Genomic DNA, 13,858 nt, shown 5'->3' on the forward strand with positions numbered 1-13,858 from the left:
TTGCCGGGCGGGTACTACGACTTGGCCGCGGCCGCACCGCCCTCGTCGACGAGCTCGGGCAGGTCCTTGACTCCCGGGTCGCCCCGGTCGGCGACGTAGTCCGTCGAGTGGGTGGAGTCCAGCCCGTCCGGCACCTTGAGGGCCCGGAACACCAGCGTCAGCACGATCACCACGAGCAGGTTGAGGACGAACGCGGTCAGCGCGATGTAGGCCTGCGTATCGGTGAACGGGATGTTCGCCAGCGAGCCGCCGAAGTGTTTCTTCGTCGCCGGGTTGATCACGTTGTAGGCCTCGATGGTGCCGAACAGCATCGCCACCGCCCAGCCGGCCAGCAGCGCCCAGCGGTGGAACCACCGGGTGTAGAGGCCGACCACGATCGCCGGGAAGGTCTGCAGGATCCAGATCCCGCCCAGCAGCTGGAAGTTCAGCGCGAGCGTCTTGTCCAGCGTGAGCACGAACGCCAGCGCGCCGAACTTCACCGCCAGCGACGCCAGCTTGGAGACCTTCGCCTCCTGTGCCGGCGTGGCGTCGCGTTTGATGAAGTCGCGGTAGATGTTGCGGGTGAACAGGTTCGCGGCCGCGATCGACATGATTGCCGCCGGCACCAGTGCGCCGACCGCGATGGCGGCGAACGCGATCCCGGCGAACCAGGACGGGAACTCCTGGTCGAACAGCCGCGGGATGGCCAGCTGCGGGTTCGTCAGGCCGTCCAGGCCCTTGGTGTTCACGTTGGCCTTGATCGCCATGAAGCCGAGCAGCGCGAGCAGGCCGAGCAGCAGCGAGTACGCCGGCAGGATCGCCGCGTTCCGCCGGACGACGTTGCGGTTCTTGGTGGACAGCACCGCGGTCACCGAGTGCGGGTACATGAACAGCGCCATCGCCGACCCCAGCGCCAGCGTCCAGTACGCCGAGAAGCCCGCCTCACCGGGGATGAACGCGCCGACCGGCTTGCCGGTGGCCGGGTTGGTCGCGGTGAGCTTGGTCTCCGCGGCGTCGAAGATCGAGCCCCAGCCGCCCAGCACGTGCGGCAGGTAGAAGATCGCCACCGCGATCACCAGGTAGATCAGGCCGTCCTTGACGAACGCGATCATCGCCGGCGCCCGCAGACCGGACGAGTAGGTGTACGCCGCCAGGACCGCGAACGCGATCAGCAACGGGATGTCCTTGGCCAGCACGTTGTCGCCGCCGAGACCCATCGTCTCGAACACGGCCTGCATACCGACCAGCTGCAGGGCTATGTACGGCATCGTCGCCAGGATGCCGGTGACCGCGACCGCCAGCGACAGCGCGCGGCTGCCGTACCGGCCGCCGACGAAGTCCGCCGGGGTCACGTAGCCGTTGCGATGGGAGACCGACCACAGCCGGGACATGAAGATGAAGATGATCGGATAGACCACGATCGTGTACGGCACCGCGAAGAAGCCGCTGATCGCGCCGGTGGCGTACATCGCGGCCGGTACGGCGATGAAGGTGTAGGCGGTGTAGAGGTCGCCACCGAGCAGGAACCAGGTGACGAAGGTTCCGAACCCACGACCGCCCAGACCCCATTCGTCCAGGCTCTCCATCGAGCCGGAGTTGCGCCAGCGGGCCGCCATGAAGCCCATCGCGGTGACGGCGCCGAAGATGACGACGACGATGATGAGCTGGACCCAGTCGACCGAGGTGTTCACCGGTCCGCCTCCTTCGCCGTCCCCGGGTTGTCAGGGTCACCAAGCCCCTGCTCCGCCCGCCGGTTGCGCTCCTCCCGGCTCACCAGCCGGTAGCAGATACTCACCAGCGCCGCCGAGATGAAGACCCACAGCAGCTGGTACCAGTAGAAGAACGGGAAGCCCCACAACCGGGGCGCGTCCTTCGCGTAGGTGGAGACCAGGAGCGGTACGACGATCGCGACCGCCAGCAGGACGCCGGAGATCCAGTACGCGGGTTTGACCGCGGACAATCGGAACACTGCAAACCTCCTCGGGACGTAGCAGGCGCAACGGAGCACGCTACCGTTCGTACCCACACGGGACTAGATCTTCAGGGTGGTTCATGGATAACGAACGCGCATGGTTCATCCGGCGGGTCGTCCTGTCCGTGTTGTTCGTCGCGGTCGTTGCCGTTCCGCTGTATCCGGAGCTGTTCGGGCTGGACGAGGTCACGCCGTTCGCCCAGTTGGTCGCGTTCCGGCCGCAGGGGCTGGCCGTGGTCCTGGTCCTCGCGCTGTTGATGCTGCTGCGGCGCGGATGGCGGATCGCGGCCGCGCTGGTCGGCGTACTGGCGTTGACCGGGGGAGCGCTGACCGCGCCGCGGAAGTTCTCCGGCGCCCGGCCCGCGCCGGCGGGGTCCCGGGTGCCGACGATCATGGTCGCCAACGTGCTCGGCGGCGGCGCGGACGCCGGCGACGTGGCCCAGGTGATCCGGGAGCGGAAGCCCGACCTGGTTTCGTTGCCCGAGGCACAGGTCGACGTCCGGGAGGAGATCCGCGCACACCTGCAGGGCCTTGATTACCAGGGGTACACGACCCAGCCGAGCAAGGCGGTGGAGAGTGCGACCAGTGTGCTGGTGTCGTCGTCACTCGGCGCGGTCGCGTTCGATCCGGAGCAGGGTACGGCGTTCGGGCACATCGTCGTGACCGGTGGCACGCTCGGTGACATCCGGCTGATCGTCTACCACGGGTTCCCACCGCTGCCGGACGCGGTGACGACGTGGAAGGCGGATCTCCAGGTCCTGCGGCACTGGTGCTCGGAGGATCCGCCGACGATCGTGGCCGGCGATTTCAACGCGACGCTCGATCACGCGGAGTTCCGGCACGCACTGGGCGGCAACTGCCGGAGCGTGGCGCCGACGGTGGGCGACGGGCTGGTGGGGACGTGGCCGGCCGATCAGCCGGCGGTGGTGCGGACGCAGATCGACCACGTGGTGGTGACCCGGCAGTTCCAGCCGGGTGGGTTCACGACGTACGCGATCGCGGGCACGGATCACCGCGCGGTGGTGGCGACGGTCGCGGTCCCTACGACTGGGGGTTAGTCGCGGGGCGGTAGATGTACGGCTGCGAGGACTGGACCGCTTCGGTGAGCATCAGCAACAGGTCGGCGCGGGCCTCGATCGGCCGGCCGAACAGGTCGTCGTCGCCCGGGATCGGGAAGCCCTTCACGCCGATCGCGAGCTGGCTCAGCAAGACGTGCAGGACGCCGCGGGCGTTGAACACCGAGGGGGTCGGCCACTCCGGCAGCGTCTCGTGCATCAACGGCTGCTGGGCCGCGGTCGCCGCGATCGGCTTGAGCCAGCGCTCGAGCTCGTCGCTGGTCAGCATGTTGCGGTGCAGGATTGTCATCACCGCGTGCGCGACCCGGTCGTGCTCCTCGTGCACCCAGCGGTACTGCGTGTCCTTGACGATCCGGTCCGCGAGGACGTCGAGCAGCGCCCGCAGGACGCCCGCGTCGCAGTGCCGCGACCGGGCCAGGGCTCCGATCGCATCGGCGCCGTGGGCAACGGCATGCGCCCAGCCACAGTCCGGCACGAACCCGCGCAGGTCGCGCTCCCGGAGCAGCCAGGTGGCCAGCCGGTCGCCCCAGCGCATCACCACCTCGTCGTGCACCAGGAACTCGGCGTTGTCGCGGTGGATCACCTCCGCCAGCGTCAGCGCCGTGAACGAGCGCCGGAAGACCGTGTCGGTGCCGTCCTCACCGAGCCCGTAGTTCAGCCCGGCGCACAGACCGTCCCCGAACCCCGGCAGGAGATCGTCGTACACCCCGCGCTCCAGCCAGGTCGCGAGGGTCGGGTACGCGAGCGCGTCGCGGACCTGCGGGTTGGTGCTGGCCAGGCCGCGGACGAGCTCCTCGGTGAGGTCGGTCAGCGCACGGTCGCGCGGTACCGCGTAGTCCGCGGCCATCACGTCCTGCCAGTACGTCGACTCCACCCGAGCATCCTTTCATCCGACGCTGATCAATCAACACCTATCTACACCCTCTTGTCGAGCGGACCAGCGCAGGTGCTGGTATGAGCCGTCGGTAGCATCGGAGCGTGCCGTCTCTGACCGACGTGGCCCGTAACCACACCACCCTGGACCAGGCCGACCTGGATCGCCTGCAGCTGCTCGTCTCGGACTGGCAGATGCTGGCCGACCTGTCGTTCGCCGACCTGGTGCTCTGGCTGCCCGACACCGAGGGGCTCGGGTTCTGGGCCGGCGCGCAGATGCGGCCCACCACCGGGCCCACGGCGTACCTGGACGACATCGTCGGCAGCTTCATCCCGCGCGGCCGCCGGCACCTGCTGGACCAGGCGTACGACGGCGGCCGGATCTGCCGGGAGGGCGATCCGGAGTGGCGCGACGACGTCCCGGTCCGCGTCGAGACGATCCCGGTCCGCCGGGGCACCCGGGTGATCGCGGTGATCGCCCGGAACACCAACCTGCTCGGCGTCCGGACGCCGTCCCGGCTGGAGATCGCCTACCTGCAGAGCGCGACCGACCTGGCGCGGATGATCACCGACGGCGTCTTCCCGTACGGTGGGGAGCGGCTGCTGTCCACCACCCCGCGCGTGGGCGACGGCTGTATCCGGGTCGATCGGCACGGCATGGTGACGTTCGCCAGCCCCAACGCGTTGTCGGCGTACCGCCGGATGGGCCTCGTCACCGACCTGGTCGGGAGCCGGCTGAAGGACATCAGCGGCGAGCTCCTGCACAGCGGCCACAAGGTCGACGACGTGCTGGCGTCGGTGCTGACCGGGCGGGCGGCCAAGGAGATCGAGATCGAGAACTCCGACGCCACCTTGTTCCTGCGGGCGATCCCGCTCCGCGCGGACGGTCAGCACGTGGGGGCGCTGATCCTGCTCCGGGACGTGACGGAGCTGCGGAGCCGGGAGCGGGAGCTGGTCACCAAGGAGGCGACCATCCGGGAGATTCATCATCGCGTCAAGAACAACTTGCAGACCGTCGCCGCGTTACTCCGGATGCAGGGCCGGCGGATCTCCGTGCCGGAAGGCCAGGCGGCGCTGGCCGAGGCGGTCCGGCGGGTCGGATCGATCGCGATCGTGCACGAGACGCTGTCGGAGTCGTTCGACGAGCACGTGGACTTCGACGACGTCGCGGACCGGATCGCGCTGATGGTGGCCGATGTGTCGACCGTCGACACCTCCGTCGAGACCCGGCGTACCGGGAGCTTCGGCGTGCTGGACTCCGAGATCGCGACCCCGCTGGCGATGGTGCTCACCGAACTGATGCAGAACTCGGTGGAGCACGCCTTCGGGACCCGCGAGGGCGGTGAGGCCAGCGGGACGATCGAGCTGACCGCCGAGCGATCGGTGGGCCGGCTGCACGTCACCGTCGTGGACGACGGTCAGGGCCTGCCGGCGAACTTCGACTCCGAACTGTCCGGCAACCTCGGGCTGTCGATCGTCCGCACCCTGGTGATCGGGGAACTGGACGGGACCCTGGAGTTCGGCCCCCGCCACGACGGCAAGTCCGGCACCCAGGTCACCCTGGACATCCCGGTCAAGGAGTAGCCGCTCCAAGGAGCGGCCGGGGAAGCGTGGCGCCGGGAAAACCAAAGGCCCCGCGGATCCCGCGGGGCCTCGAAAGACTCGTGCTCAGGCGGTGCGAATGCGGGCGCGGGCGTTGCGGCGCTTCAGGGCGCGGCGCTCGTCTTCGCTCAGGCCACCCCAGACACCGTGATCCTGACCGGCTTCCAGTGCCCAGGCGAGGCACTGCTCACGCACGTCGCAGCGACGGCACACCTGCTTGGCCTCCTCGATCTGCATGATCGCCGGCCCGGTGTTGCCGATGGGGAAGAACAGTTCCGGGTCCTCGTCGAGGCATACGGCCCGGTGGCGCCAATCCATGGCGGATCCCATCTCTCTCAGTAGTTGTCGTACGCTGTCGGGTAGGTCTGTGCCCGATCAGCGGGTGCTTACTCGTCACTCGTCTCGCACGGGGGGTTCAGGGTGCGAGGTGTTCGATCCAGGACGTGTTGTGAACGTTTTCACGAACGAGACCATGTTCCCAATCTCAGCTGAGTGAAACAAGGGTTCTGGAGTTGTCGATCAGATCACAACACTTCCTTAACACTCCGAACCGGCGCACAGCGGTTCTCTCCATCCGCTTATCGGACAGAGGGTCCCTTCTGCGATCACCCGTTCACTGCAGGTAACCGTTCCAACCACCTTTTGGTTACGCACAACCTCAGATCCCTGTGGGGCTGGGGTTCCGCGAGCCAAGGCCGGGCTCGCGGAAGAGGTGGTGGTCGTCCTTGTGCCCGAAGTGCCCACGGCACGGGGCACTAAGCTGGCGAAGTGCCGACCGACTCCCCAGCTGCCGCCGTACCGAGACCGCTCAAGCTAGCCGCGGCTGTGGTCGCTGCGGAAGGGCTTGTGCTCATCGTTCTTGGATTTGCCGAAGCATTTACGCTCCACGGCGACCGTTTGGTGCTCGGTCTGACCACCACAGCATTCTTCGTCGTGTACGGCGCGGGCCTCGGATTCGTCGCCCGTGGGCTGTTCCGGGCGTCGACGTGGAGCCGCGGGCCGGCCGTGTTCGCCCAGCTGATCCAGCTGCTCGTCGCCTACAGCTTCTGGGGTGGGTCCACCAAGGCCGTCGCGATCGCCCTGGCGGTAGCGGCCGTCGGTGTGCTGGTCTGCGTGTTCCAGAAGGCGTCCACGGAGGCCCTGGCCGACAACCCGGCCAAGGACCACCCGGTCCTGTAGGACGCCGCTACTCCTTCAGCAGGCCGGTCCTGAGCTCGGTCAGGGTGCGGGCCAGCAGCCGCGAGACGTGCATCTGCGAGATGCCGATCTCCTCGGCGATCTGGGACTGCGTCATGCCGCGGAAGAAGCGCAGCGTCAGGATCCGCTTCTCCCGGGTGTCCAGCTGGGCCAGGAGCGGCTTCAGGGACTCCCGGTACTCCACGCTCTCCAGGGCTTCGTCCTCGCCGCCGAGGCCGTCCAGCACCGTGGTCGCGTCCGCCTCGTTCTGGTCCGGGGCGTCCAGGGACAGCGTGTTGTAGGCGTTGGCGGACTCGAGACCCTCGATCACCAGATCCGGCGACAGGCCCAGCCGGTCCGACAGTTCGGCGACCGTCGGCGCCCGGCCCAGCTCCTGGGTCAGCTCGGCCGTCGCCGCGGTCAGCGACAACCGCAGCTCCTGCAGCCGTCGCGGCACCCGGATCGCCCAGCCCTTGTCCCGGAAGTACCGCTTGATCTCACCCAGGATCGTCGGCGTCGCGTAGGTCGAGAACTCCACCCCGCGGTCGGAATCGAAGCGATCGATCGCTTTGATCAAGCCGATGGTCGCGACCTGGACGAGGTCGTCGTACGGCTCGCCGCGGTTGCGGAAGCGGCGGGCCAGGTGCTCGACCAGGGCCATGTGCAGCGAGACCAGGCCGTCGCGGGCCACGGTGCGTTCCGGCGTACCCGCCCCGGCAGCGGCCATCGTCCGGAACAGCGCGGCGGTACGGGTGCGTAGATCTGGAGTTTCCTGGGGCTCGCCCAGGGTTGCTTCGTCGGTCACGCGTTCTCCGCGGCGGTGGCGGTTGCCGTCACGGTGATCGTGAGCCGGCCGTCGATCGTCTCGGCGGCCACCGACTCGACCAGTGCGGTCAGCACGGTCCAGCCGAACGAATCGGTGTCCGGGCGCCAGCCGTCCGGGACGACGGCGCTGGTGCGCACGGTGAGCTGCGGCGCGTCGATCTCGTAGACGCACTCCAGCACGCCGTCGATCGCCTGCGGCAGCAGCAGCGCGCAGGCCTCGTCGACCGCGATCCGCAGGTCGTCGATCGCGTCCACGGTGAAGTCGTTGCGAGCAGCCAGGTTGCCGACCACCGATCGCGGTACGGCGATGTAGGCACTGTCCGCCGGGATACTCAGCCGAACCTCGGCGGATCGTCCGGTGCTGCTCACGCTGCCTCCCTCGTGTCCGGCGCGGCCGATCGGCCCACCACGCCGTACATCATCCAACCTGAAGGCCTCCGATGCACGGCGAGCGGGCCGGACCCGCGGACAATCCCGGGATTACGGGTGTTCGTGCTCCGAGCGGAGGCGGGCCAGGAAGGTCTGCGTGCGCGAGTGCTGCGGATTCCCGATCACGTCCTTGGGCGGGCCGGCCTCGACCACCACGCCGCCGTCCATGAACACGACGGTGTCGGCGACCTCCCGGGCGAACGACATCTCGTGGGTCACCACGATCATCGTCATACCGTCCAGCGCGAGCTCACGCATCACCGCGAGCACCTCGCCGACCAGCTCCGGGTCCAGCGCCGAGGTCGGCTCGTCGAACAGCATCAGCTTCGGCTGCATCGCCAGCGCCCGGGCGATCGCGATCCGCTGCTGCTGGCCGCCGGACAGCTGCGCCGGGTAGACGTTGCAGCGGTCCGCGAGACCGACCCGGTCGAGCAGCTTCATCGCCCGCTCCCGGGCGGACTTCTTCGACTCGCCCTTCACCTGCGTGGGCGCCTCGATGATGTTCTCCAGGGCTGTCTTGTGCGGGAACAGGTTGAACCGCTGGAAGACCATGCCGATCTCGCGCCGCTGGGCCGCGATCTGCTTGTTCTTCAGGCGATACAGCTTCCCGTCGCGGTCGGCGTACCCCATCAGGTCGCCGTCCACCCAGATCCGGCCGCCGTCGATCGTCTCGAGCTGGTTGATGCAGCGCAGGAACGTCGTCTTGCCCGAGCCGGACGGGCCGAGCAGGCAGACCACCTGACCACGATCGACGTCGAGGTCGATGCCCTTCAGTACCTCGTGGTGGTGGAACGACTTGGTCACGTTGACCGCGTGGACCAGCGGCTGTGCCGAAGGTGTGGCCGTCTCGGCGGCCGCCGCTTCAGTCATCACGCACCTCCCGCGCCGGCCGGGCGGGCGGCCCGTGGCGCCTTGGTTCCGAAGCCGCGGCCGAAGTGCCGCTCGAGGAAGTACTGCCCGACCATCAGCACACTGGTCGCGGCCAGGTAGTACAGCGTCGCGGCGACCGCGATCGGGAACGTCTTGTAGTACGTGCTCCCGATCGACTGCAGCTGGTAGAACAGCTCGCCGATCACCGGGACCGCGAGCAGCAGCGAGGTGTCCTTCAGCATCGCGATGGTCTCGTTGCCGGTCGGCGGCACGATCACCCGCATCGCCTGCGGCAGCACCACCCGGCGCATCACCTTGCCGCTGCCCATCCCGAGCGCCTCGGCGGCCTCGGCCTGACCCTTGTCCACGCTCATGATCCCGGCCCGGGCGATCTCGGCCATGTACGCCGCCTCGGACAGCCCGAGCCCGATCACACCGGCGATCAGGCCGGTGAAGACCTGGTTGGCGTCCAGGTTCAGGAACCGCCAGTCACCGGACATCCCGAGCCAGTCGATGATCTTCCAGTCGAACGGCACCCCGAACGAGATGCCCGCCGGGAACAGCACCCCGAGCGTGCCCATGGTGAACAGCAGCAGGTACCGCGGGACGCTGCGGAAGAACCAGGTGAAGGCCCAGGACACCCCGGCCAGGATCGGGTTGTCGGACAGCCGCATCACGGCCAGCAGGACCCCGCCGGACACGCCGACGATCATCGACAGCACGGTGACCAGCAGGGTGCCCCGGATGAAGCCGTTGATCACCGGCTGCTGGTTCATCGCCTGGAAGACGAAGCGCCAGTCGAACGCCTTGTTGGTCGCCAGCAGGTGGATCAGCATCCCGAGCAGGATCACGATCACGGCGATGGCGACCCATCGGCCGGGATGCCGGACCGGTACGGCGTCGATCGCGCCCGGCCGATCGGCATCCTCGGCGGCCGGGCGGGCTTCAGTGTCGGTGCTCATGGTCAGCTCACGGGTTCACGGCGAAGTCGGTGATCGCACCCGTGTCGTTGTTCCACTTCTGCAGAGTGCTCTTGTACGTGCCGTCGGTGTTCAGCGACTTCAGCGCGTCGGCGATCGCCTGCGCGAACGCGGTCTCCGCCTTCGGGACGACATAGCCGTACGGCGCGGCGTCGTAGATCTCACCGAGCTGCTCGAGCTTGTCGCCGGTCTGCTGGATCGCGTACGCCACGATCGGGGAGTCGGCCAGCATCGCGTCGGCCTTGCCGGCGACCAGGTCCGAGTTCGCCTGGTCCTGCTTGTCGCGGACGACGAGCTTGATCTCGGGCTTGCCCTCGGCCTTGCACTTGGCCTGCCGCTTCGGCAGGTCCTCCTCGAGCTGCACCGTGCCCTTCTGCACCGCGACGGTCTTGCCGCACGCGTCGTCGGCGTTGACGCCCTTCGGGTTCCCCTTCTGGGTCGCCCACAGCGTGCCGGCGTTGAAGTAGCTGACCATGTTGACCTGCTGCTTGCGCTGGTCGTTGATCGTGAACGACGAGACGCCGATGTCGTACTTGCCGCCCTGGACACCGGTGATGATCGTGTCGAAGCCGGCCGGCTGCCACTCGACCGTGACGCCGAACTTCTTCGCCACCGCGTCGAACAGGTCGACATCCCACCCGACGACCTTCGTGCCGCCCTGCAGGAACTCGTTCGGCGGGTAGCTGGCGTCGACGCCGACGACGATCTTGCCGGCCGACTTGATCTTGGCCGGCAGGGCGTTGCTCAGGCTGGGGTCCGCGCTCACCGCGGCGCTGGAGGGTGCGTTGGTCGGGGCGCTGGTGGAAGACCCACCTTCGAGCGAGCTCGAACCGCAACCGGCGGCGGCGAGAACCAGAACACCCGACAGTACGAGCGTCCTTCGCAGAACAGACATCTGCTCCTCCAAACCCGGGCGCCGGCCGTGCCCGGCGCCATGTGTCCGCATCTTGACACAGCCGCAGGCGTACGACGCACGGACCAACGCGGAATGGAGACCTATTCGTAGTCACCACACCCACCACGCGTGCGGCCCGTAGCGAGAATGGACACGCAGCGTGACGATGCACGCCGATCCGGCCGGAGTCCGCGCTGAACGCGGTGACAGCGCTATGCCGGGCCTCGACGGCTCCGCCGGTCATCCGGTCCGGGTGTGGGACCCCTCACAGCAGACCAGTGGGCTGTGTGGTTTACTGCTGCGCACGGGCGATCCCCTGCTTTCGAACACTTCTCCCCAGTTTCGCGAAAGGGCTCTGATGGTCGCCCAGCCATTCTCACCTGAGGTTTCCGACCCCTACGCCGGTGACGCCGTCTTCGAGTTGCACCGCGGCGGCAAGATCGAGGTGACGTCCTCGGTCCCCGTCCGCGACGCCGACGACCTGTCGAAGGCCTACACCCCGGGTGTCGCCCGGGTCTGCACGGCGATCGCCGAGGACCCGTCGCTGGTCCGCCGCTACACCTGGAAGTCCAATGTGGTCGCGGTCGTCACCGACGGCACCGCAGTCCTCGGCCTCGGCGACATCGGGCCGGCCGCGTCGCTGCCGGTGATGGAGGGCAAAGCCCTGCTGTTCAAGGAGTTCGGCGGCGTCGACTCGGTACCGATCGCGCTGGACTGCACCGACGTGGACGAGTTCGTCGAGACCGTCGTGCGGATGGCGCCGACGTTCGGCGGGATCAACCTCGAGGACATCTCGGCGCCGCGCTGCTTCGAGATCGAGCGGCGGCTGAAGGAGCGGCTCGACATCCCGGTCTTCCACGACGACCAGCACGGTACGGCGGTCGTCGTACTCGCGGCGCTGCGGAACGCGCTCCGGGTCACGGGGAAGTCGATCGCGGACATCCGCGTGGTGATCTCCGGGGCCGGCGCGGCCGGGGTCGCCTGTGCCCGGATCCTTTTGCAGGCAGGGGTTGGCGACCTCGCGGTCGTCGACAGCAAGGGCGTGCTGCACGAGGACCGCTCCGACCTGAACCCGGTGAAGCTGTCGCTGGCCCGCGACACCAACACCGGCGGGCTGTCCGGCCGGCTCGTCGATGCGCTCGAGGGCGCCGACCTGTTCCTCGGTGTGTCCGGCGGGACCGTGCCCGAGGAAGCGATCGCGCGGATGGCCGACGGGGCGATGATCTTCGCGCTGGCGAACCCGAATCCGGAGGTGCACCCGGACATCGCGCACCGGCACGCCGCCGTGGTTGCGACCGGCCGCTCGGACTTCCCGAACCAGATCAACAACGTCCTCGCGTTCCCCGGCATCTTCCGCGGCGCCTTCGACGCCAACGCGTCCCGCATCACCGAAGGCATGAAGCTCGCCGCCGCCGACGCGCTGGCCGGCCTGATCGCCGAAGCCGACCTGCGCTCCGACTACATCATCCCGTCCCCGTTCGACGAGCGCGTCGCCCCCGCGGTCGCCGCCGCGGTAGCCGCGGCAGCCCACACCGACGGCGTCGCCCGCCCCTGAGGCTCCACCGCACCCGCGCGCGGCGCGGGTGCGGTGATGCCGGTTACTGAGTGGTCGGCTTCTCCGGGCCTAAGGTGGTTCGCATGCTTGCTGCCTATGCCGCCAAGTTCGACGCCGAGAACCCGATCGCCGCGCTGGAGGTGGGGGAGCGGCCCGACCCGACGGTGCCCGACGGCTGGGTGACGATCGACGTACGGGCGACAGCCCTCAACCATCACGACCTCTGGTCGCTGAAGGGCGTCGGCCTGGCCGAGCAGAGTCTGCCGATGATCCTCGGCTGTGACGCGGCCGGCGTCGACCCCGACGGGAACGAGGTCGTCGTGCACGCGGTGATCTCGGACCCGGCCTGGAAGGGCGACGAGACGCTGGACCCGAAGCGGTCGCTGCTGAGCGAGCGCTACCAGGGCACGCTGGCGGAGAAAGTCGCCGTACCGGCGCGGAACGTCGTACCGAAGCCGGCCGGGTTGAGCTTCGAGCAGGCCGCGTGCCTGCCGACCGCGTGGCTGACGGCGTACCGGATGCTGTTCACGCAGTCCGGTCTCAAGCCGGGCGACACCGCGCTCGTGCAGGGCGCGGGCGGTGGTGTGGCGACCGCGCTGATCACGCTGGCGCGGGCCGCGGGGATCCGGGTCTGGGCGACCAGCCGGGACGAGGCGAAGCGGGCCAAGGCGCTGGAGATCGGCGCGCACGACGTGTTCGAGTCCGGGGCGCGGTTGCCAGAGCGGGTCGACGCCGTGATGGAGACCGTCGGCCAGGCCACCTGGTCGCACTCGCTGAAGTCGCTCAAGCAGGGCGGCACCCTGGTGATCTCCGGCGCGACCAGCGGCCAGGCACCGAAGTCGGCCGAGCTGAACCGGATCTTCTTCCTGCAGCTGCGGGTCCAGGGCTCCACGATGGGCACCCGCGCCGAGCTCGCCGAACTCGTCCAGTTCATGGCGAACGCCGGCATCTCCCCGCACATCGACTCGGTCCTGCCCCTGGCAGACGCCCGCAAGGGCTTCACCAAGATGAACGAAGGCGACGTCTTCGGCAAGATTGTCTTTACTATCTGACGTGGAGAAGCCAGAAATCAGGCCGGCTGGGGTCGAGGATGCCGAGGCCGGCGCTTGGTGTCACCTGCAGTGCTGGCTGGAGGCGTACGCCGGCCTCGTGGACCCGGTGAAGCTGGCCGAGCGGACCGCTGACATCGATACCCGGATCGAGCGGTGGACGACCGCGGCCGAGGAGGGCCGGCCGCGCTGGGTCGCCCTGAACCCGGATCCCGGCGCCCCGATGCGCGATCGGGTCGTCGGGTTCGTCGCGATCCGGCCCACCCAGGACGAGGACGCACCGGTCCCGCTCGAGGTGCAGGCGATCTACACCCGGAAGGCCTGGTGGGGCACCGGCCTCGGCAGCCGCCTGATGGAGGTTGCCATCGGCAACCAGCCGGCCAGCCTCTGGGTGCTGGACGGGAACGAGCGGGCGCAGGCGTTCTACCGCCACAAGGGTTTCGTCGCCGACGGCACGGTCGCCGACGAGCCGTTCTTCGACGTCACCGAGCTGCGGATGGTCCGCCGGTAGTGCCAGCGGCACTCCTGTGACACTCACGGCGTGCGACGTTTCATGGCTGAAACATGCGCGTCGCAC

At 68.7% G+C, this 13,858-nt stretch carries 15 protein-coding genes; 6 read left to right on the top strand and 9 right to left on the bottom strand.

Going from position 1 to position 13,858, the window contains the following annotated elements; all coding sequences use genetic code 11:
- Nucleotides 1–14: 14 nt before the first annotated feature.
- Entirely contained in the window at nucleotides 15–1,670 is a 1,656-nt protein-coding gene (mctP, locus tag ACZ6O0_RS25825; RefSeq protein WP_465767546.1) for a monocarboxylate uptake permease MctP, read from the bottom strand.
- Nucleotides 1,667–1,948, bottom strand: coding sequence for a DUF3311 domain-containing protein (locus tag ACZ6O0_RS25830; RefSeq protein WP_465767547.1), 282 nt, complete (start codon nucleotides 1,946–1,948; stop codon nucleotides 1,667–1,669). Before ACZ6O0_RS25830 ends, mctP begins: the two co-directional genes overlap by 4 nt.
- 83 nt (nucleotides 1,949–2,031) lie before the next feature.
- Here ACZ6O0_RS25830 and ACZ6O0_RS25835 point away from each other — a divergent pair, with 83 nt between their 5' ends.
- Nucleotides 2,032–3,009 carry an endonuclease/exonuclease/phosphatase family protein gene (locus ACZ6O0_RS25835; protein WP_465767548.1) on the top strand — a complete coding sequence of 326 codons (978 nt, stop codon included), beginning with the start codon at nucleotides 2,032–2,034 and terminating at the stop codon, nucleotides 3,007–3,009.
- Here ACZ6O0_RS25835 and ACZ6O0_RS25840 read toward each other — a convergent pair.
- Nucleotides 2,993–3,901: a DUF2785 domain-containing protein gene (locus tag ACZ6O0_RS25840; RefSeq protein WP_465767549.1), complete on the bottom strand. Its 909-nt coding sequence runs from the start codon at nucleotides 3,899–3,901 to the stop codon at nucleotides 2,993–2,995. The two genes, ACZ6O0_RS25835 and ACZ6O0_RS25840, sit on opposite strands and share 17 nt — an antisense overlap.
- 104 nt (nucleotides 3,902–4,005) lie before the next feature.
- On the opposite strand from ACZ6O0_RS25840, the gene ACZ6O0_RS25845 reads away from it, so the two are divergent.
- Nucleotides 4,006–5,484 carry a sensor histidine kinase gene (locus ACZ6O0_RS25845; protein WP_465767550.1) on the top strand — a complete coding sequence of 493 codons (1,479 nt, stop codon included), beginning with the start codon at nucleotides 4,006–4,008 and terminating at the stop codon, nucleotides 5,482–5,484.
- Between the two features lie 84 nt (nucleotides 5,485–5,568).
- Here ACZ6O0_RS25845 and ACZ6O0_RS25850 read toward each other — a convergent pair whose 3' ends face one another.
- Complete coding sequence (locus tag ACZ6O0_RS25850; RefSeq protein WP_012922773.1) at nucleotides 5,569–5,820, bottom strand: WhiB family transcriptional regulator; 252 nt, start codon at nucleotides 5,818–5,820, stop codon at nucleotides 5,569–5,571.
- A gap of 579 nt (nucleotides 5,821–6,399) precedes the next feature.
- Here ACZ6O0_RS25850 and ACZ6O0_RS25855 point away from each other — a divergent pair.
- The gene (locus tag ACZ6O0_RS25855) at nucleotides 6,400–6,681 is read left to right on the top strand and encodes a hypothetical protein (RefSeq protein WP_465767551.1); all 282 of its coding nucleotides are present in this window, start codon (nucleotides 6,400–6,402) and stop codon (nucleotides 6,679–6,681) included.
- A gap of 7 nt (nucleotides 6,682–6,688) precedes the next feature.
- Here ACZ6O0_RS25855 and ACZ6O0_RS25860 read toward each other — a convergent pair whose 3' ends face one another.
- From ACZ6O0_RS25860 to ACZ6O0_RS25880, 5 genes are all read right to left on the bottom strand, one after another.
- Entirely contained in the window at nucleotides 6,689–7,483 is a 795-nt protein-coding gene (locus ACZ6O0_RS25860; RefSeq protein WP_465767552.1) for an RNA polymerase sigma factor SigF, read from the bottom strand.
- Entirely contained in the window at nucleotides 7,480–7,872 is a 393-nt protein-coding gene (locus tag ACZ6O0_RS25865; protein WP_465767553.1) for an ATP-binding protein, read from the bottom strand. Before ACZ6O0_RS25865 ends, ACZ6O0_RS25860 begins: the two co-directional genes overlap by 4 nt.
- 111 nt (nucleotides 7,873–7,983) lie before the next feature.
- Complete coding sequence (locus tag ACZ6O0_RS25870; RefSeq protein ID WP_465767688.1) at nucleotides 7,984–8,754, bottom strand: amino acid ABC transporter ATP-binding protein; 771 nt, start codon at nucleotides 8,752–8,754, stop codon at nucleotides 7,984–7,986.
- Nucleotides 8,755–8,801: 47 nt separating this feature from the next.
- A complete protein-coding gene (locus ACZ6O0_RS25875) occupies nucleotides 8,802–9,764 on the bottom strand; it encodes an amino acid ABC transporter permease (protein WP_465767554.1) in 963 nt (320 codons plus the stop codon).
- A gap of 7 nt (nucleotides 9,765–9,771) precedes the next feature.
- Nucleotides 9,772–10,677 (bottom strand): ABC transporter substrate-binding protein, encoded by a 906-nt coding sequence (locus tag ACZ6O0_RS25880; protein ID WP_465767555.1) that lies wholly within the window; start codon nucleotides 10,675–10,677, stop codon nucleotides 9,772–9,774.
- 358 nt (nucleotides 10,678–11,035) lie between these two features.
- Here ACZ6O0_RS25880 and ACZ6O0_RS25885 point away from each other — a divergent pair, with 358 nt between their 5' ends.
- The 3 genes from ACZ6O0_RS25885 (at nucleotide 11,036) to ACZ6O0_RS25895 (ending at nucleotide 13,792) form a co-directional block, all read left to right on the top strand.
- The gene (locus tag ACZ6O0_RS25885) at nucleotides 11,036–12,232 is read left to right on the top strand and encodes an NAD(P)-dependent malic enzyme (protein ID WP_465767556.1); all 1,197 of its coding nucleotides are present in this window, start codon (nucleotides 11,036–11,038) and stop codon (nucleotides 12,230–12,232) included.
- A gap of 83 nt (nucleotides 12,233–12,315) precedes the next feature.
- Entirely contained in the window at nucleotides 12,316–13,284 is a 969-nt protein-coding gene (locus tag ACZ6O0_RS25890) for a zinc-binding dehydrogenase (RefSeq protein ID WP_465767557.1), read from the top strand.
- Between the two features lies 1 nt (nucleotide 13,285).
- The gene (locus ACZ6O0_RS25895; RefSeq protein ID WP_465767558.1) at nucleotides 13,286–13,792 is read left to right on the top strand and encodes a GNAT family N-acetyltransferase; all 507 of its coding nucleotides are present in this window, start codon (nucleotides 13,286–13,288) and stop codon (nucleotides 13,790–13,792) included.
- Nucleotides 13,793–13,858: the final 66 nt, after the last annotated feature.

It is taken from the genome of Kribbella sp. NPDC048837 (assembly GCF_055586945.1).

Excerpts from the sequence above, each read along its gene's own strand:
- ACZ6O0_RS25880 (WP_465767555.1), bottom strand. The coding sequence starts at position 10,677 with ATGTCTGTTCTGCGAAGGACGCTCGTACTGTCGGGTGTTCTGGTTCTC.
- ACZ6O0_RS25835 (WP_465767548.1), top strand. The coding sequence starts at position 2,032 with ATGGATAACGAACGCGCATGGTTCATCCGGCGGGTCGTCCTGTCCGTG.
- ACZ6O0_RS25875 (WP_465767554.1), bottom strand. The coding sequence starts at position 9,764 with ATGAGCACCGACACTGAAGCCCGCCCGGCCGCCGAGGATGCCGATCGG.
- ACZ6O0_RS25850 (WP_012922773.1), bottom strand. The coding sequence starts at position 5,820 with ATGGATTGGCGCCACCGGGCCGTATGCCTCGACGAGGACCCGGAACTG.
- ACZ6O0_RS25885 (WP_465767556.1), top strand. The coding sequence starts at position 11,036 with ATGGTCGCCCAGCCATTCTCACCTGAGGTTTCCGACCCCTACGCCGGT.
- ACZ6O0_RS25890 (WP_465767557.1), top strand. The coding sequence starts at position 12,316 with ATGCTTGCTGCCTATGCCGCCAAGTTCGACGCCGAGAACCCGATCGCC.